The following is a 22775-nucleotide window of genomic DNA, read 5'->3' on the forward strand; positions in this document are numbered from 1 at the left end:
CCCGGCCCCCCGGGCGGTTCGGAATGGCGCGCCCCGCGGCTCGGACGCCGCGGGGCGCGCCCTTTTCTCCAGCCCGACGCAGCCCGACGGCCGCCGCGCCACCGCCGGATCGAAGGCTCGGCAAAGGACCCGTGAGTGCGGATTTGGTCGTCTCGGCGGGATCGCGTACGCTGTTCTACGCCGAAGACCGCCGGTCGTCACCCACGGGGTGACTGAAGGTCCCGCACAGCGGGCGGCCCGCGTAGGTGACATTGAGAGCTGAGACGTGACCGGGTGCTGGTCATGTCATCCGCCCCGTGCGCCTGCGCCGGGGCGTTCGTCGTTTCTCGGGCCTTCTCCACCGGCGCACATCTGGAAGGAGGCCCATGGCGAGGGCGGACAAGGCGGCAGCGGTCGCCGAGCTCAAGAGCGAGTTCGAGAGCTCGAGCGGTGCAGTGCTGACCGAGTACCGCGGGCTCACCGTGGCGCAGATCAGTGAGCTGCGCCGATCGCTCGGTGAGAATGCACGTTTCGCCGTGGTGAAGAACACGCTGACCAAGATCGCCGCGCGCGAGGCCGGGGTCACCGAGGAGCTCGAGCAGCTGCTCCAGGGCCCGTCGGCGATCGCGTTCGTCAAGGGCGATGTGGTCGAGGCCGCCAAGGGCCTGCGTGACTTCGCCAAGGCCAACCCGAACCTGGTGATCAAGGGCGGCGTCGTCGACGGCAAGCCGATGACGTCCGAGGACATCACCACGCTCGCCTCCCTCGAGTCCCGCGAGGTCCTCCTCGCGAAGCTCGCGGGTGCGATGAAGGCGTCGATGGGCAACGCCGCCGCTCTCTTCAACGCCCTGCCGGTCAAGGCCGCTCAGCTGGCCGAGGCCCTGCGGGTCAAGCGCGAAGAGGAAGGCGGGGCCGCCGAGGCCCCTGCCGAGGCGCCGGCCGAGACGTCGGACGAGGGTTGATCCCGCGGTCGTAACAGACCTGAATTACCCATCCGCGTGAGCGACGCGGGTTTTCAACAGGAGGAAGCAACACCATGGCGAAGCTCAGCACCGACGAGCTGCTCGACGCGTTCAAGGAGATGACCCTTCTCGAGCTCTCCGAGTTCGTGAAGCAGTTCGAGGACACCTTCGACGTCAAGGCCGCCGCCCCGGTCGCGGTCGCCGCCGCCGCCGGCGTCCCGGGCGCCCCGGCTGAGGCCGTCGAGGAGAAGGACGAGTTCGACGTCATCCTCGAGGCCGCCGGCGACAAGAAGATCCAGGTCATCAAGGAGGTCCGTGGCCTCACGAGCCTGGGCCTGAAGGAGGCCAAGGACCTGGTCGACGGCGCGCCGAAGCCGCTGCTGGAGAAGGTCAACAAGGAGACGGCCGACAAGGCCAAGGAGGCCCTGGAGAAGGCCGGCGCGACGGTCACCGTCAAGTAAGGCGTCTTCTCCACGGCGCTTTCTCAGCGCTCTTCGAGGGCGGTCACCCTTCCGGGTGGCCGCCTTTCGGCGTTACCGGGCGAGGAGGTCGTTCGAAGGTCTTACCTATCAAGCGCTTGGTTGATACGATTCGGGCCCATGTACGTGATCATTTCCAGACCGTCCGTAGACGTCTGCCGGGCTCCGCCCGCCGGGCATCCTCTTCACAAGTGAACTGTTGGACCGCTAGTCTCATAAGTCGGTTCTGAGTAACGATCTGCTTACAAGGCAATCTCCGTCCCAGCGGCGATGGTTTTACCTCTTCCATTCGAGCGAGGGATGACTACGGTAGGTGGACGCGGCACGCACGATGGCCCCCGGCCACTGATCAGTGGCTCTGTGTGACCCGGCAACGTAACCCATCGGTAACTCGCTCGTTGTACCGGACACCCATGGGCCGGCTGGACGAAAGGTGACGAGTGGGCGTCGAAATCAGAGTCGAAGGGCTGACCAAGTCCTTCGGGCGTCAGGTCATCTGGGAGGACGTCACCCTGACGCTGCCCGCCGGTGAGATCTCCGTCCTTCTCGGACCCTCCGGAACCGGCAAGTCGGTGTTCCTCAAGACGATGGTCGGCCTGCTCAAGCCGGACCGCGGCCACTGCTGGATCGACGGCAAGGACATGCCGAACCTCCGCGAACACGACATGTACGAGGTGCGGAAGCTGTTCGGCGTCCTGTTCCAGGACGGCGCGCTGTTCGGCTCGATGAACCTTTTCGACAACATCGCCTTCCCGCTGCGCGAGCACACGCGCAAGTCGGAGTCCGAGGTCCGGCGCATCGTCCTGGAGAAGATGGAGATGGTCGGCCTCGGGGGAGCGCAGAACAAGTTCCCCGGCGAGATCTCCGGCGGTATGCGCAAACGGGCCGGGCTCGCCCGCGCGCTCGTGCTCGACCCGCAGATCATTCTCTGCGACGAGCCCGACTCCGGCCTGGACCCGGTCCGCACGGTCCTGCTGAACCAACTGATCGTCGACCTCAACGCCGAGATCGAGGCGACGATCCTCATCGTCACCCACGACATCAACACCGCCCGTACGGTGCCGGACAACATCGGCATGCTGTTCCGCCGCGAGCTGGTGATGTTCGGGCCGCGCGAGATGCTGCTGTCGAGCGAGGAGCCGGTGGTCCGGCAGTTCCTCAACGCGCGCAAGGTCGGCCCGATCGGCATGTCCGAGGAGAAGGACCTGTCCGAGCTGGAGGCCGAGGCCCGCCTCGGCCGCGACCCGGGACCGCTGCCGCCGATCCCGCCGCAGCTGATGACCAGCGACGGGCGCCTCCGCCGGACCCAGCACGCTCCCGGTGAGTGGCTGCGCGCGCACGGGGTCATTCCGCCGGACGGCTCGTTCATCGACGAGATGGGCCGCGACTGGCTCGAGGAGTGGCCGCGGTACGTCGCCGCCATGTCGGCCGGTGCCGGACAGCATCCCGAAGGGGCGCACTGATGGCGCGCGCCGGCAAGGTGGCCGACGGCGTCGCCAACGCCACGCTGCGCGAGCCCGGTCGCTTCTTCGCCCTGTCGCTGGACACCTTCCGGGCGTTGTTCAAATGGCCGTTCCAGTGGCAGGAGTTCCTGCAGCAGGCGTGGTTCATCGTCAGCGTCACGGTGGCGCCCACCATCATGGTCGCCATCCCGTTCGGCGCGATCCTGTCGTTGCAGGTCGGCAACCTGATCCGGCAGCTCGGCGCGCAGTCCCAGACCGGCTCGACGGCGGTGCTGGCGATCGTCCGGGAGGCCAGCCCGATCGTGACGGCCCTGCTGATCGCGGCGGCGGCCGGCTCGGCGATCTGCGCGGACCTGGGCGCCCGGAAGATCCGCGAGGAGATCGACGCGATGGAGGTGCTCGGCATCAACCCGCTGCACCGCCTCGTGGTGCCGCGCGTGCTGGCCTGCGCGTTCGTCGGGCTCTTCCTCAACGGCATCGTCTCGGTCGTCGGCATCGCCGGCGGCTACGTCTTCAACGTCATGCTGCAGGGCGGCACGCCCGGCGCGTACATCGCCTCGTTCAGCGGCCTGGCGCAGCTCTCCGACCTGTACCAGGCCGAGGTGAAGGCGGTGGTGTTCGGCATCACCGCCGCGCTCGTCGCCTCGTACAAGGGCCTGACCGCCTCCGGCGGCCCGAAGGGCGTCGGTGACGCGGTGAACCAGACCGTGGTCATCGCGGCGATGGCCCTGTTCGTGGAGAACTTCGTGCTCAGCGCGCTGTACTTCCAGCTCGTCCCGCAGAAGGGCATGTGATGGCGGCCGGCACCTGGGGCGGGTTCCGCACCGCCAAGCGCGTCATCGACGCTCCGCTGGAGCGCCTGGAGGGCTTCGGCCACCAGATGGCGTTCTACGTACGGGCGTTCGCGTGGGTCTGGCGGGTCGTCCTGCGCTACAAGAAGGAGGTCGTCCGGCTGCTCGCCGAGGTCAGCCTCGGCACCGGCGGCCTGGCCGTCATGGGCGGCAGCGTGGCGATCGTCGGCTTCATGACCTTCTTCACCGGTACCGAGGTCGGCCTGCAGGGCTACAACGCCCTGAACCAGATCGGCAGCGCCGCCTTCAGCGGCTTCGTCTCGGCGTACTTCAACACGCGCGAGCTGGCCCCCACGGTGTCCGCGCTGGCGCTGTCGGCCACGGTCGGCTGCGGCTTCACCGCTCAGCTCGGCGCCATGCGGATCAGCGACGAGATCGACGCGCTCGAGGTCATGGGCGTGCCATCGCTGCCGTTCCTGGTGACGACGCGACTGGTGGCCGGCATGCTCGCCGTGATCCCGCTGTACGTCATCGGCCTGCTGGCGTCGTTCGTCGCCACCCGGCTGATGGTGACCGTGTCGTTCGGCCAGTCCAGCGGCACGTACGACCACTACTTCTACCTGTTCCTCCCACCCCACGACGTCCTGTGGTCGTTCGGGAAGGTCCTGGTCTTCGCGATCCTCGTCATGCTGATCCACTGCTACTACGGCTTCAACGCCAGCGGCGGACCGGCCGGCGTGGGCCTGGCGGTCGGCCGCGCCGTCCGTACGAGCCTCGTGGTCGTCAACATCGTGGACCTGCTCATGGGGATGGCGATCTGGGGCGCGACCACGAGCGTACGGATCGCCGGCTGAGACGAGAGGTGTGAGTGCGCGATGACGATTGCTGAGCCGGGGGAGGACTCATGAGCTACACCCCGCCCTTCGGCTCGTGGTCCGAGCGGCTGCGCTACCGCCTGTACGGGCTGGCGTTCGTACTGGTGGTCCTCCTGCTCGTCGTGCTCATGGTGATGCAGTACAACAAGGCGTTCACGCCCGTCTACCACGTCACCGTCGACAGCGACCGGGCCGGCCTGCAGCTGGTCCCGCACTCCGACGTGAAGGTCCGCGGCCTGATCGTCGGGGAGGTCAGGAAGATCCGCCAGACGCAGAACGGCGCGGCGATCGACCTGGCGATCGACCCCGGTAAGGCCCGGCTGATCCCGGCGGCCTCCTCGGCGCGGATGCTGCCCAAGACGGTGTTCGGCGAGAAGTTCGTCGACATCGTCCCCCCGGCGGGCACGCTCGGCGGCCGTCACCTGAAGAACGGCGACGTCATCCCGCAGGACCGCTCCACCACCGCCGTGGAGGTCAACCAGGTCCTCAACGACGTGATGCCGATCCTCGACGAGGTCGAGCCGGCCAAGCTCAACGCCACTCTGAACGCCCTGGCCACCGCGCTGCAGGGCCGCGGCGACCAGATCGGTCAGATGCTCGTCGACGCCGACGACTACCTCAAGCGGCTCAACCCGCACCTGCCCACCGTCATCCACGACCTGCGACAGCTCGCCGTCGTCAGCGACAACCTGAACGGCGCCGCGCCGGACCTGATCTCGATCATGCAGAACCTCCAGACGACGAACCGCACGATCGTCGACAAGGAGCCCCAGCTCGTCGCGGCGCTCGACAAGGGCATCGGCCTCACCGGCCAGGCCACGGAGTTCACCGCCGACAACGAGCCCCGCCTCGTCGGGGCGATGATCGCCAACCGGAAGGCGCTCGCGCTGGTGGCCAAGTACTCCCCGGGCGTGCCGTGCGTGTTCCAGGGCATGGCCAAGCTGACGCCCCGGCTGATCGACGCGATGGGCGGCCGCCAGCCGGGCGTGCACGTCACGCTGGAGCTGGTCAAGCCGCGTCCCGGGTACAAGCCGGGACTGGACCGCCCGGAGTTCAAGGACTACCGCAATCCCCGCTGCTACGGCCTGCCGAACCCGAAGGTGCCGTTCCCGCAGTACCAGGAGCTCGACGGGACCGAGGACGACCAGTGGTGGGCGGGCGGCGCGGGCCGCTCCCTGTCGAGCGTCCTGGTCAAGCCGGGCAGCTCCACGGACGACGACTCGCTGCTCAAGAGCCTGATGGGACCGGCCATGGGCACCAGCGCCGGCCAGGTCTCCGACCTCGCCACGCTGCTGTACAAGCCCGCCGCCAACGGAATGGTGGTGACCGTCAAGTGAAGACCACCTCGGCGGCGATCAAGCTGATCATCTTCGCGGTGATCGCCACGCTCGCCACGGCGGTGCTCGCCGTCACCATCTCCAACACCCAGTTCGTGCCGAGCCGGAACTACAACCTGATCTTCACGGACGCGGCGGGGCTCAACACCGGCGACGAGGTCCGGATCGCCGGCGTGCGCGTCGGAGAGGTCAAGGGGATCAAGCTCTACCAGGGGCACTTGGCCAAGGTCACGGTCTCCGTGGTCGACGACCAGACCCTGCCCCGCAGCACGCAGGCCCAGCTGCGGTACCGCAACCTGATGGGCCAGCGGTACATCTCGCTGACCGAGGGCTCCGGGCAGGGCGGCACGCTGCCGACCGGCGGGACGATCCCGAAGGAGCAGACCCAGCCGGCGCTGGACCTGACCGCGCTGTTCAACGGCTTCCGGCCGCTGCTGCGGGCCATCAAGCCGCAGGACGTCAACCAGCTCGCGTACCAGATCATCCAGGTGCTGCAGGGCGAGGGCGGGACCGTCAACGGGCTGCTCGCGCACGTCGCCTCCCTGACCGAGACCCTCGGCAACCGCGACGAGGTCATCGGCCGGGTGATCGACAACCTCGACAAGGTGATCGCCACCATCGACTCGCGCGACGAGGAGGTCTCCGGGCTCATCACCAACCTGAAGAGCCTGGTGTCCGGGCTGTCCGGCGACCGGCACGCGATCGGCGAGTCGCTGGTCAGCGTCAACCAGCTCATCTACACGACCAACGGCCTGCTCACGGACGTGCGCCCGTCGGTCAAGGCCGACATCGCCACGCTCGGCCACCTGTCGAAGGTGCTCGCGGCCAACGGCGGCGAGCTGGACAAGGCGTTCGCCGCGATGCCGACCAACTTCATGCTGCTCGACCGGGCCGCCTCCTACGGCTCCTGGTTCAACTTCTACCTGTGCAGTCTGGACGCGCGGATCGGGCTGCCGGGCCAGGTCTCCTTCAACACTCCGCAGATCCTGAACGAGAGTCCCCGATGCAAGGGGTGATCAGGTGAACGAGGCAGCGACGAGGGGAGTGGAACGGTGAGAGTCTCCTTCCGGGACCGGGACCCCCTGACGATGGGGATCATCGGCATGTCGTCGGTGGCCCTCCTCGTGTTCGCGGCGTTCAACCTGACGCTCCTCGAGGGCGGGACGACGTACCACGCGGCGTTCACCGAGGCCAGCGGCCTCAAGCCGAACGAAGAGGTGCGCGTCGCCGGCGTCAAGGTCGGCAAGGTCAAGAGCGTCGCGCTGGAGGGCGACCACGTGCGGGTCGGCTTCACCGCCGGCTCCCACGTCCGCTTCGGCACCCAGTCGCAGGTCCGGATCAAGATCTCCACGTTGCTGGGCGCGCACTACCTCGAGGTCGATCCGAGGGGCGACCGCCGCCAGTCGCCGCACACCGAGATCCCCACCTCGCGCACCGCCCCGTCGTACGAGGTCGTCCCCGCCCTGCAGGACCTGTCCGGACAGCTCCAGAAGATCGACGTCCCGCAGCTCGCCACGGCGCTGGACACCCTGAACCAGACGCTGCAGTACTCCCCGGACAACGTACGCCGGACGCTGAGCGGCCTGCAGAAGATCTCCCGGGCCATCTCCTCCCGCGACGACGAGCTGACCGGCCTCCTCGGCCACACCCGGAGCCTCACCGGCCTGCTGGCCGACCGCAGCGGCGACCTCGCGCAGCTGGTGTCGAGCGGCGGCCTGCTGCTGCAGGAGCTCAACGACCGGCGGCAGGTGATCACTTCGCTGCTGTCCGGCACGGTCAGCCTCTCGAACCAGATCACCGGGACGATCGAGGAGAACCGCGCCACGCTGAACCCCGCGATGCGGCACCTGCACAGCGTCGTGAACATCCTGCTGCGCAACCAGAACAACCTCGACAAGGCGGTCAAGACCCTGGGTCCCTTCGTCAGCGTCTCGGCCGACGCCACCGCCCAGGGCCGGTGGTTCGACGGTTACCTGCAGAACCTGATCCCGCTCCCGATCGCGATCGGCCCGGCCCAGCCGGCGACCGGTGGCGACGCGAGCGGGTCCGGCAAGCGCACGCCCAGCGGTACGCCCACGTCCGGCACGGGCCGTTGAGATGAGAGGTACGTACGAGGTGTCTCGATCGGAGCGGCCGGCGCGCGGCCGAGCGGCGCGGATCGTTGCGACGGCGCTCACGCTCACCGCCGCCGTCTCGGGCTGTACGTTCCGGGGCGTGTCGAACATGCCGCTGCCCGGCGGTATCGACACCGGCTCCGACGCGTACGACGTGAAGATCGTCTTTTCGAACGTCCTGGACCTGGTGCCGCAGTCGCAGTGCCGCGTCAACGACGTCCCGGTCGGCCGGATCACCAGGATCCGCCTGGTGAACTGGAACGCCGAGGTCACCTGCCGGCTGCGGCGCTCGGCCGACCTGCCGGCCAACGCCGTCGCCACGATCTCCCAGACCAGCCTCCTCGGCGAGAAGTTCGTGGCGCTGTCCGCGCCACAGGGACAGACGCCCCAGGGGAGGCTGACGCAGGGCGCGGAGATCCCCCTCGACCGCACCACCCGCGACACCGAGGTCGAGGAGGTGCTGTCGGCGATGTCCATGCTGGTCACCGGCGGCGGCCTCGAGCAGATCTCCACGATCAACCACGAGCTGAACGCCGCGATGCAGGGCCGCACCACGCAGATGCGCGACCTCCTGGACCGCGTCAACGTCTTCGTCGGCACCCTCGACCGGCAGAAGGCGCAGATCGTCACCACGATCGAGAAGGTCGACCGGCTCGCCGCCACGCTCGCCCGGCACAACCAGACGATCGCCGACACGATCGACAGCACCGGCCCCGCGGTGAAGATCCTCGCCGCGCAGCGGCAGGACCTCACCAAGCTCCTGGTCAACATGGACCGGCTCGGCACCGTGGCGACCCGGGTGATCAACCGGTCGCACGACGACACGGTCGCCAACCTCAAGGACCTGCAGACGGTGCTGCAGAACACCGACAAGGCCAGCAACGTCATCCCGAAGATCCTGGGCGGCCTGTTCACGTTCCCGTTCCCGCAGACGGTCTCCCAGGCGCTCAAGGGCGACTACGGCAACCTGTTCGCCACCCTGGACCTCGACGTCGGGAACATCGCGCACAACTTCCTGACCGGGACCGCCCTGGAAGGGGCCGTGAAGGGCGCTGAGAAGCTCCAGGCGTCCCTGCCGGCCCCGCACACGAGCGTTCCGGACAACCCTCTGGGCGTCCTCCCAGAGGGCGGCTCAAGCGCCGGTACGAATCAGAGCGGCTCGCAGCAGGGCGGCGGCGGCATCCTGCCACCCCTCGGAATGGGCGGCGGTGCCCCGGGTGACGACCTGGGCGCCCTGCTGAGCGGAGGCACCGCATGATCATCAAGCGCGGCGTCAAGATCCAGCTGACGATCTTCGCGATCATCACGGTCCTGACCATGGCCTACACGCTGGTCAACATCATCGGGATCGGCCAGACCGTCCTCGACCTGCGGTACCGCGTCTACGTCGACATGTCCGACTCCGGCGGCATCTTCTCGAACGCCGAGGTGACCTACCGCGGCGTCACGGTCGGCCGGGTCGGGCCGCTGCGCCTGACCAAGAACGGCGTCCGCGTCGAACTGCGGATCAACCACGACCGCAAGGTGCCCGCCAACGGCGTCCAGGCCTACGTGCTCAACCGCTCGGGCGTCGGCGAGCAGTACATCGACCTGCGCCCCGCCGGGAACGGCCCGTCGCTGAAGAACGGCGACGTCATCCCGCGCGACCACACCCACCTGCCGGTGCAGACGTACGAACTGCTGCACAACATCGACGCCCTCGTGCGCACCGTGAACCCCAAGGACCTCGGAACGGTCATCGACGAGCTCGACAAGGGTCTGTCGGGCGAAGGTCCGGACCTGCAGTCGCTGCTCGATTCCAACAAGAAGATCCTGGCCGCGCTGAACGACACCTACCCCGAGACGATCGCGCTGCTCAACAACGGGCGCACGGTGCTGGACACACAGGTCGACGAGGGGTCGGTGTTCCGCGAGTTCTCCCACAACCTCGCGTCGCTGACCGCCGAGCTGAAGCGCGACGACCCCGACGTCCGCAAGTTCCTGAACACCACGCCGGGCGCGCTGGACCAGGGCCAGGACCTGCTCGACCGCCTAGAGCCGACCCTGCCCACGCTCCTGGCCAACGGCTCGGTCATCGGGTCGGTGCTGACCTCGCGCACCGACCAGCTCCGGACCATGCTGATCACCTACCCGCTCATCGTCGGCGGCGCGTTCAGCGTCACCCCCGGCGACGGCACGGTGCACTTCGGCCTCGAGCTCAACTTCAACCGGCCGCCCGTCTGCACCGAGGGCTACAAGGGCACGACCATCCGCTACCCGCAGGACACCCGTCCGGCGACCATCAACGCCAAGGCCTCCTGCAAGGCGCCCAAGAACGCCGCCACCGCCGTACGCGGGTCCCGCAACGCGCCACCGCCCGGGCCGTATCCCAAGCTGCCCGCGGGCGCGACGTCGGGGGCCGGCTTCCCGTACGAGACCTCGACCGGCACCGGCTCGAGCGGCGGCGGGGACGCCGCGAAGCAGGCGTCGGCGAGCGGGCGGTCGGCGGTGACCGGCGGCTCGTCGACGGGGGACTCAGGCTCCGGACAGACGGCCTCCTCCGGGCTGCAGACGCTGTTCGTCAGCGGCTACGATCCCCGGACCCGCGTTTACGTGGGGCCCGACGGTAAGCAGTACCGCCTGGGCAAGGTCAGTCAACTGACGGGAGACGCTTCATGGCAGACGCTTCTGCTGAGCCCGATCGTCGGCTGAGCGGCCGTCGCCTGGGGGTGACGCTCGCGCTGCTCGGAGTCGTCCTCCTCGCCCTCCTGGTGCCGGTGGGCTACCTCGCCGACAAGACGTACGCCGCCGACACCCGAAGGGCCGACATCGCGTCGGTGCAGACCGTCGCCCGCCGGGTCGTCACGAACTTCTACTCGATCGGCTACCAGAACTTCGACCAGGACGCCCAGCGGGTCTACGCCGACATGTCCGACAAGTTCAAGGCGCAGGCGGTCCAGCAGCTCGGCACGACCTGGAAGCAGACCGTCGTGAACAACAAGCTGATCTCCAGCGCCGCGGTGTCCGCCTCAGGAGTGATAGACATCCAGTCCAAGTCGGCCGAGGTCATGGTCACCGTCCGCAGGACCGCGCAGTCCGCCCAGGTCACGACGCCCGCCTCGACGTGGCAGAGCGCCCAGGTGCAGCTGACCAAGATCGGTGGTCACTGGCGGGTCTCCGGGATGGGAGGGCTGCAGTGACCGCGCTCACCAGGCGCAAGGGCGCGCCGGCCGAGGACTCCGCCGAGGAGACGGCGGCCGAGCGCACGGCGCGGCGGTCGCCGGCCACGGCCCCGCTGGCCATCCTGGTCTGCGCCGTGCTCGTCGTGGCCGTCGGCTGCCTGGACCTGTGGTACCGGGTGGGCCAGGACGAGGCGGTCCAGCACGCGCGTGAGGACGGCCTGGCCGCCGCGCAGTCCGCCGCCAAGGACCTGCTGTCGTACAACCACCAGACGCTGGACTACGACCTGAAGAAGGCGGAGTCCGAGATGACGCCGGCGATGGCGAAGTCCTACGCCGAGTACTGGAAGATATTCCGGACGTCCGTGGAGAAGAGCCAGACCCAGGCGCTGACCCAGATCCAGGTGGCGTCGGTGACGCAGGCGACCGCCGGTCGGGTCGAGGTGCTCCTCTTCGTGAAGATGATCTCGGTCAACGCCGCGCACAAGGAGCCCCAGGTCGATACGTCGTGGCCGCGCCTGCAGATGAAGAAGGTCGGCAAGAAGTGGCTCATCGACGGCCCGCGGATGACCACCCCGCCGCCGGCCTCCTCCGGCGCCACCCCGACGCCGACGCCGACCCCCTCCGCGTCCAAGAAGCGCTGATCGTTTCCGGCCCCGCGACACCCTCCGCGTCGACGAAGCGCTGATCGTTTCCCGCCCCGTGGCGCCGTCCGATCCGAAGAGATTTCGAGAAACGTGACGCCGCCCCGTGCCGGGGCGGCGCGCCGACCTGCGCGAGGACGGCCAGGGGCCCGCTTCCCCGTAAACTATGGGCTTCCTCACGCTGATCGATCGGGCGGAATGTCCATGTCTAGTCTTGACGTGGGGCCGCTGACGAGCGATGCTGCGGAGCAACTGTGATGCATACCGTGGCTCTGCGCTCGACAGCGGTGTGGCGTTCGGCTACACTGCCCCTTTGCGCTGCCCTCTGACTATCCACACATCGACACCCCCGTTTCGGCGGGGTCTATCGGCGTGGATCGTCTGGCGTGCGCGTCGTCAGTCCGCCGCGAGCCCTCGGAAGGACCACTCTTGGCAGCCTCGCGCAACGCCTCGACTACCGCAACCGGTCCGAACCGCGTTTCTTTCGCGCGTATCAAGGAGCCTCTGGAAGTTCCGGACCTCCTCGCGCTGCAGACCGAGTCCTTTGACTGGTTGCTCGGTAACGAGAGGTGGAAGGCCCGGGTCACTGCGGCCCAGCAGGCCGGTCGTAAGGACGTCCCGACCCAGTCGGGACTTGAGGAGATCTTCGAAGAGATCAGTCCGATCGAAGACTTCTCCGGCACCATGTCCCTCTCGTTCCGTGATCACCGGTTCGAGCCGCCGAAGTACTCCGTCGAGGAGTGCAAAGACAAGGACATGACCTTCTCCGCCCCGATGTTCGTGACGGCGGAGTTCATCAACAACTCCACGGGGGAGATCAAGAGCCAGACGGTGTTCATGGGTGACTTCCCGCTCATGACCCCGCGCGGCACCTTCATCATCAACGGCACCGAGCGTGTCGTCGTCTCGCAGCTCGTCCGCTCGTCCGGCGTCTACTTCGACCGGGCCCTGGACAAGACGTCCGACAAGGACCTCTTCGGCTGCAAGGTGATCCCCTCCCGGGGTGCATGGCTAGAGTTCGAAGTCGACAAGCGTGACAACGTCGGCGTCCGGATCGACCGCAAGCGCAAGCAGAGCGTCACCGTTCTGCTCAAGGCGCTCGGCTGGGACGACGCCCGCATCCTTGAGCGCTGGGGCGACTACGAGTCGATGCGGATCACCCTGGAGAAGGACCACACCACCGGGCAGGACGACGCCCTGCTCGACATCTACCGCAAGCTGCGTCCGGGCGAGCCTCCGACGAAGGAGTCCGCGCAGACGCTGCTCGAGAACCTCTACTTCAATCCGAAGCGCTACGACCTGGCGAAGGTCGGCCGCTACAAGGTCAACAAGAAGCTCGGCCTCGACCTGGACCTGACCCAGGGCACCCTGACCGAGGACGACATCGTCACCACCATCGACTACCTCGTCCGGCTGCACGCCGGCGAGGAGGAGATGACGGGCCCGGCGGGCCACGCGATCCCCGTCGAGACCGACGACATCGACCACTTCGGCAACCGTCGTATCCGCTCGGTCGGCGAGCTGATCCAGAACCAGGTCCGCCTGGGCCTGGCTCGCATGGAGCGCGTCGTCCGCGAGCGGATGACCACGCAGGACGTCGAGGCGATCACGCCGCAGACCCTGATCAACATCCGCCCGGTCGTGGCGTCGATCAAGGAGTTCTTCGGCACCTCGCAGCTGTCGCAGTTCATGGACCAGACCAACCCGCTGGCGGGTCTGACGCACAAGCGGCGTCTGAACGCGCTGGGTCCCGGTGGTCTGTCCCGTGAGCGGGCGGGCATGGAGGTCCGTGACGTCCACCCGTCGCACTACGGCCGCATGTGCCCGATCGAGACGCCGGAAGGCCCGAACATCGGTCTGATCGGCTCGCTGAGCTCGTACGGCCGGGTCAACTCCTTCGGCTTCATCGAGACGCCGTACCGCAAGGTCGTCGACGGCCGGGTCACCGAGCAGATCGACTACCTCACCGCGGACGAGGAGGACCGGCACGTCGTCGCCCAGGCGAACACGCCGCTCCAGGACGACGGCACCTTCGTGGAGAACCGCGTCCTGGTCCGCCGGAAGGGCGGCGAGGTCGAGTTCATCCCGCCGTCCGAGGTCGACTACATGGACGTCTCGCCGCGCCAGATGGTGTCGGTCGCGACGGCCATGATCCCGTTCCTCGAGCACGACGACGCGAACCGCGCGCTCATGGGCTCCAACATGCAGCGCCAGTCCGTCCCGCTGCTGCGCAGCGAGGCGCCGCTGGTCGGCACCGGCATGGAGTACCGCGCGGCGACCGACGCCGGTGACGTCATCACGGCCGAGAAGGCCGGTGTCGTCGAGGAGGTCTCCGCCGACTACATCACCGTGATGAACGACGACGGCACGCGCACCACCTACCGTGTCGCCAAGTTCAAGCGGTCGAACCAGGGCACCTGCTTCAACCAGAAGCCCATCGTCGACGAGGGCCAGCGGGTCGAGGTCGGCACCGTCGTCGCCGACGGTCCGTGCACGGACAACGGCGAGATGGCGCTCGGCAAGAACCTCCTGGTGGCGTTCATGCCGTGGGAGGGCCACAACTACGAAGACGCGATCATCCTCTCCCAGCGTCTGGTGCAGGACGACGTCCTGTCCTCGATCCACATCGAGGAGCACGAGGTCGACGCCCGTGACACCAAGCTGGGCCCGGAGGAGATCACCCGGGACATCCCGAACGTCTCCGAAGAGGTCCTGTCCGACCTGGACGAGCGCGGCATCATCCGCATCGGCGCCGAGGTCACCACGGGCGACATCCTGGTCGGCAAGGTCACGCCCAAGGGCGAGACCGAGCTGACCCCGGAGGAGCGCCTGCTGCGCGCCATCTTCGGCGAGAAGGCCCGCGAGGTCCGCGACACCTCCCTGAAGGTGCCGCACGGCGAAGAGGGCAAGGTCATCGGGGTCCGCGTGTTCAGCCGGGAAGAGGGCGACGAGCTCCCGCCGGGCGTGAACGAGCTGGTCCGGGTGTACGTCGCCCAGAAGCGCAAGATCACCGATGGTGACAAGCTCGCCGGCCGTCACGGCAACAAGGGCGTCATCTCCAAGGTGCTGCCGGTCGAGGACATGCCGTTCCTGGAGGACGGCACCCCGGTCGACATCGTCCTCAACCCGCTCGGCGTGCCGGGCCGGATGAACGTCGGCCAGGTCCTGGAGACCCACCTCGGGTGGGTCGCCAGCCGGGGCTGGAAGGTCGACGGGGACGACGCCGAGTGGAAGCGCCAGCTGAAGGCCATCGGAGCCGACGCCGCCGACGCGGGGACCAACGTCGCCACTCCGGTGTTCGACGGTGCCCGCGAGGAGGAGATCACCGAGCTGCTCGACAGCACCCTGCCGAACCGCGATGGCCAGCGCATGGTCCAGAAGACCGGTAAGGCGCGGATGTTCGACGGGCGGACCGGTGAGCCCTTCAAGGACCCGATCGCGGTCGGTTACATCTACATTCTGAAGCTGCTCCACCTGGTCGACGACAAGATCCACGCGCGTTCGACCGGCCCGTACTCCATGATCACCCAGCAGCCGCTCGGCGGTAAGGCCCAGTTCGGTGGCCAGCGCTTCGGTGAGATGGAGGTCTGGGCGCTGGAGGCGTACGGCGCCGCCTACGCCCTCCAGGAGCTGCTCACCATCAAGTCCGACGACGTCCTCGGCCGCGTGAAGGTGTACGAGGCCATCGTCAAGGGCGAGAACATCCCTGAGCCGGGCATCCCTGAGTCCTTCAAGGTGCTGATCAAGGAGATGCAGTCGCTGTGCCTGAACGTCGAGGTGCTCTCCAGCGACGGCATGTCCATCGAGATGCGTGACACCGACGAGGACGTCTTCCGCGCCGCGGAAGAGCTCGGCATCGACCTGTCCCGGCGTGAGCCGAGCAGCGTCGAAGAGGTCTGAGGAACGGGGAGCCGACGAGTGAACGACGTGGGCGGCGGCACGGGCGCGCGACAGCGCCCGGCCGCCCGCCCGCCGAGTGAGCGAGACGGCGTTTCGGACCTCGGAATCGGCAAACGACAACAGGGGACTGGTTAAGAAAGTGCTCGACGTCAACTTCTTCGACGAGCTGCGGATCGGCCTGGCCACGGCTGACGACATCCGGCAGTGGTCGCACGGCGAGGTCAAGAAGCCGGAGACGATCAACTACCGGACTCTCAAGCCGGAGAAGGACGGGCTCTTCTGCGAGAAGATCTTCGGTCCGACCCGGGACTGGGAGTGCTACTGCGGTAAGTACAAGCGCGTCCGGTTCAAGGGCATCATCTGTGAGCGCTGCGGCGTCGAGGTCACTCGCGCCAAGGTGCGGCGTGAGCGGATGGGTCACATCGAGCTGGCCGCGCCCGTCACGCACATCTGGTACTTCAAGGGAGTGCCGAGCCGGCTGGGCTACCTGCTGGACCTGGCGCCCAAGGACCTCGAAAAGATCATTTACTTCGCGGCCTACATGATCACGCATGTCGACGCCGAGCTGCGTGAGCGCGACCTGCCGTCGCTGGAGGCCAAGATCTCCGTCGAGCGACAGCAGCTCGAGCAGCGCCGCGACGCCGACATCGAGGCCCGGCAGAAGAAGCTCGAGACCGACCTGGCCGAGCTCGAGGCCGCCGGGGCGAAGGGCGACCAGCGCCGCAAGGTCCGTGAGGGCGCCGAGCGGGAGATGAAGCAGCTCCGCGACCGGGCGCAGCGCGAGCTCGACCGGCTCGACGAGGTCTGGAGCCGCTTCCGCAACCTCAAGGTCCAGGACCTCGAGGGCGACGAGCTGCTCTACCGCGAGATGCGCGACCGCTTCGGCCGTTACTTCGAGGGCGGCATGGGCGCCGCGGCCATCCAGAAGCGTCTGGAGAACTTCGACCTCGACGCCGAGTCCGAGCGGCTGCGGGAGACCATCCGCAGCGGCAAGGGCCAGAAGAAGGCCCGCGCCCTCAAGCGCCTCAAGGTCGTCTCCGCCTTCCTCAACACCCGCAACAGCCCGCGGGGCATGGTGCTCGACTGCATCCCGGTCATCCCGCCGGACCTGCGCCCGATGGTGCAGCTCGACGGTGGCCGGTTCGCCACGAGCGACCTCAACGACCTGTACCGCCGGGTCATCAACCGGAACAACCGGCTGAAGAGGCTGCTCGACCTCGGCGCGCCCGAGATCATCGTCAACAACGAGAAGCGGATGCTGCAGGAGGCCGTCGACGCGCTGTTCGACAACGGCCGCCGCGGCCGGCCCGTCACCGGGCCGGGCAACCGTCCGCTCAAGTCGCTGTCCGACATGCTCAAGGGCAAGCAGGGCCGCTTCCGGCAGAACCTCCTCGGTAAGCGCGTCGACTACTCCGGTCGTTCGGTGATCGTCGTCGGCCCGCAGCTGCGGCTGCACCAGTGCGGTCTGCCCAAGCAGATGGCGCTGGAGCTGTTCAAGCCGTTCGTGATGAAGCGGCTGGTCGACCTCAACCACGCGCAGAACATCAAGAGCGCCAAGCGCATGGTCGAGCGGGCCCGCCCGGCCGTGTGGGACGTGCTCGAAGAGGTCATCACCGAGCACCCGGTGCTGCTCAACCGGGCGCCGACGCTGCACCGCCTGGGCATCCAGGCCTTCGAGCCGCAGCTGGTCGAGGGCAAGGCCATCCAGATCCACCCGCTCGTCTGCACCGCGTTCAACGCGGACTTCGACGGTGACCAGATGGCCGTGCACCTGCCGCTGTCGGCCGAGGCCCAGGCCGAGGCGCGCATCCTGATGCTCTCGACCAACAACATCCTCAAGCCGTCGGACGGCAAGCCGGTCACCATGCCGACCCAGGACATGGTCATCGGTCTGTTCTGGCTGACGACGGAGAAGGAGGGCGCCGACGGCGAGGGCCGCGCGTTCGCCAGCCTCTCCGAGGCGATCATGGCCTACGACCGGGGCGACCTGCACATCCAGGCCAAGATCCACGTCCGGCTGAAGGACATCCCGCCGCCGCGCGGCTGGACGGCTCCGGAGGGCTGGGAGGCCGGTCAGCCGATCCGCCTCGAGACGACGCTCGGCCGGGCGCTGTTCAACGAGGCGCTGCCGTCGGACTTCCCGTTCGTCAACTACGAGGTCGGCAAGAAGCAGCTGTCGGCGATCGTCAACGAGCTGGCCGAGACCTACCCGAAGGTCGATGTCGCGAACGCGCTGGACGCGCTGAAGGACACCGGCTTCCGGTGGGCGACCCGCTCCGGCGTGACCATCGCGATCGACGACGTCATCGCTCCGCCGAACAAGGCGGACATCATGGCCACCTACGAGCGCCGGGCCGACAAGGTCCAGCGCGAGTACGACCGCGGTCTGATCACCGACGACGAGCGCCGTCAGGAGCTCATCGAGATCTGGACCCACGCCACGGCCGACGTCGCCAAGGACATGGAGGCGGCCTTCCCCGCGACCAACCCGATCTGGATGATGATCAACTCCGGTGCGCGCGGTAACCCGCTGCAGCTCCGGCAGATCGCCGGTATGCGTGGTCTGGTCTCCAACCCGAAGGGTGAGACCATCCCGCGTCCGATCAAGTCGTCCTTCCGTGAGGGTCTGTCCGTGGTCGAGTACTTCATCGCCACGCACGGCGCCCGAAAGGGTCTGGCCGACACCGCCCTGCGTACCGCCGACTCGGGTTACCTGACCCGTCGTCTGGTGGACGTCGCGCAGGACGTGATCGTTCGCGAGGACGACTGCGGCACCGACCGTACGATCAAGTTCCCGATCGCGACCAAGAACGCGGACGGCAGCCTCACCAAGGTCCCGAACTCCGAGAACAGCCTCGTCGGCCGCAACATCGCCGAGGACGTCGTGGTGGACGGCACCGTCCTGTTCCCGGGCGGCACGGACCTCAACGACGTGGTGCTCGACCGCCTCATCGAGGCGGGCCTGGACGAGGTGCGCACCCGCAGCGCGCTGGTCTGCGAGTCCAAGATCGGTGTCTGCGCGATGTGCTACGGCCGTTCGCTGGCCACCGGCAAGCTCGTGGACGTCGGCGAGGCGGTCGGCATCATCGCCGCCCAGTCGATCGGCGAGCCCGGCACCCAGCTGACCATGCGGACCTTCCACACCGGTGGTGTGGCCGGTCAGGACATCACGCACGGTCTGCCCCGTGTCACGGAGCTGTTCGAGGCGCGCGTCCCCAAGGGCGTCGCACCGATCAGCGAGGTGGCCGGCCGGGTCCGGATCGACGAGACCGAGAAGACCCGCAAGATCGTGGTCATCCCGGACGACGGTGGCGAGGAGATCGCCTACCCGGTGCCGATGCGGTCGCGGCTGAGGGTCAAGGACGGCGACCACGTCGACGTCGGCCAGCAGCTCATCGCTGGTGCCATCAACCCGCACGAGGTGCTGCGCATCCTCGGCCCGCGCGCGGTCCAGCTGCACCTGGTCGACCAGGTACAGGAGGTCTACCGGTCGCAGGGTGTGTCGATCCACGACAAGCACATCGAGATCATCGTTCGGCAGATGCTGAAGCGGGTCCAGGTGCTGGAGTCCGGTGACACCGACATGCTGCCGGGCGTCGAGCTGGTCGAGCGGCCGAAGTTCGAGGAGCTCAACCGCGCCGTCGTGGCCGAGGGCGGTCAGCCCGCGGTCGGCCGGCCGCAGCTCATGGGCATCACGAAGGCGTCGCTGGCCACCGAGTCCTGGCTGTCGGCGGCCTCCTTCCAGGAGACGACGCGGGTCCTCACGGACGCGGCGATCCACGCCAAGTCCGACCCGCTGGTCGGCCTGAAGGAGAACGTCATCATCGGAAAGCTCATCCCGGCCGGTACCGGCATGCCGCAGTACCGCAACATCCGGGTCGAGCCGACCGAGGAGGCCAAGGCCGCGGTGTACTCCGTCGGGTCCTACGACGAGGGCGCCGAGTACGCCTTCGGCCAGGGTTCCGGCGAGGCCGTGCCGCTGGAGGAGTACGACTTCGGTCAGTACAACCGGTAGTCACAACGGGTGGACCACCACCAGGCAGGGGCCGTCTCCGGATCTTCCGGAGGCGGCCTTTCGCCGTTTCGTCACGAGCGTGTGGGACGGCGGTGATTTGCGGTCATGCCGGTGACCAGGCACTCTGGTTCGGTGAACCAGCGGAGGACGCCTCGACCGGTGGCCGCCGGACAGACCGGGAGAGCGTGATGCGACGCCCCCTCCCGAGTGCTGTCACAGGGCCGGTCCCCCCGAGGCGAGCCGCCCGCGGAGACGGCGCTGAAGGAGTCCGACGATGACCGAGCAGAACGGCGGCCAGGGATCCCACTGGCCCCCGCCTGAGCAGCAAGGATCATCCGAGCCGCCCGGCGCCGACCAGGGCGCCGCCGCGGATGGTCAGGAGCAGCCGAAGGACCCGACGCCGCAGGGCCTCTCGGACGACGTCCTCGAGTCGGGCCGTACGGTGATGTTCGGCGCCCCGCGCCGCCCCGTGACTCCGCCCGCGTCCGAGGAGAAGCCCGACGAGCCCGGCTCCGGCGAGGCCGGCACGGGTTCCGGCCCTGGTTCCGGTGAGCAGACCCCGTCGCCCTACGGCGCGCCCGGACAGCCGGGGACGTACTCCACGCCGGGTGCGCCGCCCGCGTACGGCACGCCCGGAGCTCCGCCGCCTCCGCCGCCGTACGGCCAGCAGCCCTACGGCCAACCGGGCACGCCGCCGTCCTACGGCCAGCCCGGTTACGGCCAGCCCGGTTACGGCCAGTCTCCGTACGGCACGCCGGGCGAGCAGCCCGCGCCGTACGGCCAGCCGCCGTACGGGCAGCAGCCCCCCACCGGGCAGCCGCCGTACGGCGGGCGCCCCGACGAGCAGCCGCCGTACGGCCAGTACGGCGCGCCGCCGCCCTACGGGCAGCAGCAGCCCTACGGCCAGGCGCCGTACGGTCAGCCGGGGGCGCCGTCGCAGTACGGCCAGCAGCCCTATGGCCGACCGGACGAGCAGCCGCAGTCTCCCTACGGCCAGCCCGGTTCGCCGCACGCCCAGCCGGGCCAGCAGCCCGGTTCGCCGTACGGCCAGGCCCCGGAACAGCCGGGTTCGCCGTACGGGCAGCCGGGCGAGCAGTCCGCGTCGCCGTACGGGCAGCCCGGTGAGCAGCCGGGTTCGTCGTACGCGCAGCCTGGGCAGCCGTCTGCGCCGTCCTACGGGCAGCCGGCGGGTTCGCCCTCCTCCGGCCAGGCCGGTGAGCAGGGCGACCGGCAGCAGCCGTCTCAGGGCGAGCAGGCGCCGTACGGCCAGCCGGGGTCCGCCCAGCAGCCCTACGGTGAGCACTTCGGATTCCCCCCGAGTTCGCCGTCCTTCGGTGAGCAGGGCGGGAGCGCGAGTTCCGGCCTTTCGTTCCCCGACCAGGGGAGCGCGGAGGAGGACGCCGCCGAGCGCACCACGTTCGAACCGCGGTCGGAGTCGACCGGCGAACGTCCCGCACCGTCCGCCGAGGGCGGATTCGGCGCGCCGGCGACCACGGCGTTCCGCCCAGAGGGGGAGAGCGGCACGGGCACCGGCGAGTACCAGCCGCCTTCCTCTTTCGGGGCGACCGCACCGAACTCCGGTACCGACGCGGCGCAGCCGCCGTCCACGATGCTGGACCACCCGCTCGAGACGGGTTCGTCCGGCGGCGAGCAGTCATCGCCGACCGGCGACCTGCCGCCCTTCGGCGCTCCGGGGGGCGACGCTTCGTCGTTCGGAACGCCCGGCGGTGAGGCTCCGCCGTTCGGCGCGCCCTCTTCGGACGAGTCGGCGTCCGGCGGATCGCAGCCGGCGGACGACCGGGACGATGACGAGAAGGACGGCGTGGAGCGCACGATTCTGGTGCCGCCTCCGGAGGCCGGTTTCGCGAGCCAGAGCCGGGCCGAGGAACAGCCGCCGTCGTACGGCTCCGACCAGCCCGCCGCCGGCGCGTCCGACGTGGACGGCATCAGCACCACGGCCTTCGCCCTGCCCTCGTCCCCGGCCCCGACCGGCGACTCCGGCCCGTACCCCACGCCCTCCGGCGGGGACTCGGGCCCGTACGCCGCGCCGTCGACCGGGGATTCGGGCCCGTACGCGGCGCCGTCCGGCGGGGAGCCGGGCCGGCAGCCATGGGCGTCACCGTCGGGTTCGCCGGCCTCCGCGGGGGAGCAGGGCGGCGGTTCGGAGTCCTCCGGCCCCTCGGGATTCGGGCAGCCGCAGGGCTTCCCGCCGCCGGGTTACGGCCAGCCCGCTTACGGTCAGCAGCCGGGTTACGGCCAGCAGGGCTACGGTCAGCAGCAGGCGGGCCAGCAGGGCACCGGCTCTCAGGCTTACGGCGAGCAGGCGGGTACCGGCCAGCAGGGCCAGGGGCAGCAGGGCCAGGGCCAGCAGCCGTACGGTCAGCAGGCCTATGGCCAGCAGGCCTATGGCCAGCAGCAGGGCTACGGCCAGCAGGGCTATGGGCAGCAGCAGGCGGGCCAGCAGGGCTACGGTCAGCAGCAGCCCGGCCAGCAGCCCGGTCAGCAGCAGCCCGGTCAGCAGGGTTACGGACAGCAGGCCTATGGCCAGCAGCAGGGCTATGGCCAGCAGGGTTACGGTCAGCAGCAGCCGTCGCCGTACGGTGGCCAGCAGCCCTTCGGGCAGGAGGGCGGCTTCCCCGGTTACGACCAGGCGTCGTCGTCCTCGTCCGGCGACGATTCCAAGCGCAAGCTCTACCTCGCCCTGGGCATCGGCACCGTGGTGCTGGTGATCCTGATCATCGTGCTCTTCATGTCCCTGTGACGCCGGGAGCGCGAGGGCGCCTCTTTCATCACGCGGACGGGTAGGACAGAATGCCGACGGGAACATCCGTCGGCATTCTGGCGTTCTCCGCGTGAACGTCCCCCGCCGATTTTCGGCGTGGCGGGACTTGTTTTGACCTCATGCTCGGGTGTTAGGTAGTCTCTCCCTTCGTGCCCGCGGTTCGCGGGTTCATCGTGCGCGCACGGTCTCGGCGGCCACCCTCGTGGTGGTCGGTCCGATCGGCGTGCGGTACGGATCCGACTCCCCCCGAGTTCGTCCGGCCCGGCATGGGCAGGC

The 22775-nt window shown here is 68.8% G+C and carries 15 protein-coding genes; all 15 read left to right on the forward strand.

Annotated elements, in window-relative coordinates; genetic code table 11:
• The first annotated feature begins 365 nt into the window (after window positions 1-365).
• The 15 genes from rplJ to ABD978_RS11325 all read left to right on the forward strand — a co-directional run bounded on the left by rplJ (window position 366) and on the right by ABD978_RS11325 (window position 22478).
• Window positions 366-941, forward strand: a complete 576-nt coding sequence (gene rplJ / locus ABD978_RS11255) for a 50S ribosomal protein L10 (RefSeq protein ID WP_345352652.1) — start codon at window positions 366-368, stop codon at window positions 939-941.
• 74 nt (window positions 942-1015) lie between these two features.
• Entirely contained in the window at window positions 1016-1402 is a 387-nt protein-coding gene (rplL, locus tag ABD978_RS11260; RefSeq protein WP_345352655.1) for a 50S ribosomal protein L7/L12, read from the forward strand.
• Between the two features lie 458 nt (window positions 1403-1860).
• The gene (locus ABD978_RS11265) at window positions 1861-2883 is read left to right on the forward strand and encodes an ABC transporter ATP-binding protein (protein ID WP_345352657.1); all 1023 of its coding nucleotides are present in this window, start codon (window positions 1861-1863) and stop codon (window positions 2881-2883) included.
• Window positions 2883-3677 carry an MlaE family ABC transporter permease gene (locus ABD978_RS11270; RefSeq protein WP_345352660.1) on the forward strand — a complete coding sequence of 265 codons (795 nt, stop codon included), beginning with the start codon at window positions 2883-2885 and terminating at the stop codon, window positions 3675-3677. Before ABD978_RS11265 ends, ABD978_RS11270 begins: the two co-directional genes overlap by 1 nt.
• Window positions 3677-4528: an MlaE family ABC transporter permease gene (locus tag ABD978_RS11275; protein WP_252780356.1), complete on the forward strand. Its 852-nt coding sequence runs from the start codon at window positions 3677-3679 to the stop codon at window positions 4526-4528. The genes ABD978_RS11270 and ABD978_RS11275 overlap by 1 nt, the downstream gene beginning before the upstream one ends.
• Window positions 4529-4578: 50 nt before the next feature.
• The gene (locus ABD978_RS11280; protein WP_345352663.1) at window positions 4579-5886 is read left to right on the forward strand and encodes an MCE family protein; all 1308 of its coding nucleotides are present in this window, start codon (window positions 4579-4581) and stop codon (window positions 5884-5886) included.
• Window positions 5883-6902, forward strand: coding sequence for an MCE family protein (locus ABD978_RS11285; RefSeq protein WP_345352666.1), 1020 nt, complete (start codon window positions 5883-5885; stop codon window positions 6900-6902). Before ABD978_RS11280 ends, ABD978_RS11285 begins: the two co-directional genes overlap by 4 nt.
• A 36-nt stretch (window positions 6903-6938) precedes the next feature.
• Entirely contained in the window at window positions 6939-7982 is a 1044-nt protein-coding gene (locus tag ABD978_RS11290; protein ID WP_345352669.1) for an MCE family protein, read from the forward strand.
• A gap of 1 nt (window position 7983) precedes the next feature.
• On the forward strand, window positions 7984-9258 hold the full coding sequence (locus tag ABD978_RS11295; RefSeq protein ID WP_345352672.1) for an MCE family protein: 1275 nt from the start codon (window positions 7984-7986) through the stop codon (window positions 9256-9258).
• A complete protein-coding gene (locus ABD978_RS11300) occupies window positions 9255-10691 on the forward strand; it encodes an MCE family protein (protein ID WP_345352675.1) in 1437 nt (478 codons plus the stop codon). The genes ABD978_RS11295 and ABD978_RS11300 overlap by 4 nt, the downstream gene beginning before the upstream one ends.
• Window positions 10655-11179, forward strand: coding sequence for a hypothetical protein (locus tag ABD978_RS11305; protein WP_345352678.1), 525 nt, complete (start codon window positions 10655-10657; stop codon window positions 11177-11179). Before ABD978_RS11300 ends, ABD978_RS11305 begins: the two co-directional genes overlap by 37 nt.
• The gene (locus ABD978_RS11310) at window positions 11176-11802 is read left to right on the forward strand and encodes a hypothetical protein (protein WP_345352681.1); all 627 of its coding nucleotides are present in this window, start codon (window positions 11176-11178) and stop codon (window positions 11800-11802) included. Before ABD978_RS11305 ends, ABD978_RS11310 begins: the two co-directional genes overlap by 4 nt.
• Window positions 11803-12231: 429 nt before the next feature.
• Window positions 12232-15702: a DNA-directed RNA polymerase subunit beta gene (rpoB, locus tag ABD978_RS11315; protein WP_345352684.1), complete on the forward strand. Its 3471-nt coding sequence runs from the start codon at window positions 12232-12234 to the stop codon at window positions 15700-15702.
• A 139-nt stretch (window positions 15703-15841) separates the two neighbouring features.
• The gene (locus ABD978_RS11320) at window positions 15842-19717 is read left to right on the forward strand and encodes a DNA-directed RNA polymerase subunit beta' (RefSeq protein WP_345352687.1); all 3876 of its coding nucleotides are present in this window, start codon (window positions 15842-15844) and stop codon (window positions 19715-19717) included.
• Window positions 19718-19991: 274 nt separating this feature from the next.
• Complete coding sequence (locus ABD978_RS11325; protein ID WP_345352690.1) at window positions 19992-22478, forward strand: hypothetical protein; 2487 nt, start codon at window positions 19992-19994, stop codon at window positions 22476-22478.
• Window positions 22479-22775 lie beyond the last annotated feature (297 nt).

The sequence above is a fragment of the Actinoallomurus liliacearum genome, from assembly GCF_039542035.1.
Classification (GTDB): domain Bacteria; phylum Actinomycetota; class Actinomycetes; order Streptosporangiales; family Streptosporangiaceae; genus Actinoallomurus; species Actinoallomurus liliacearum.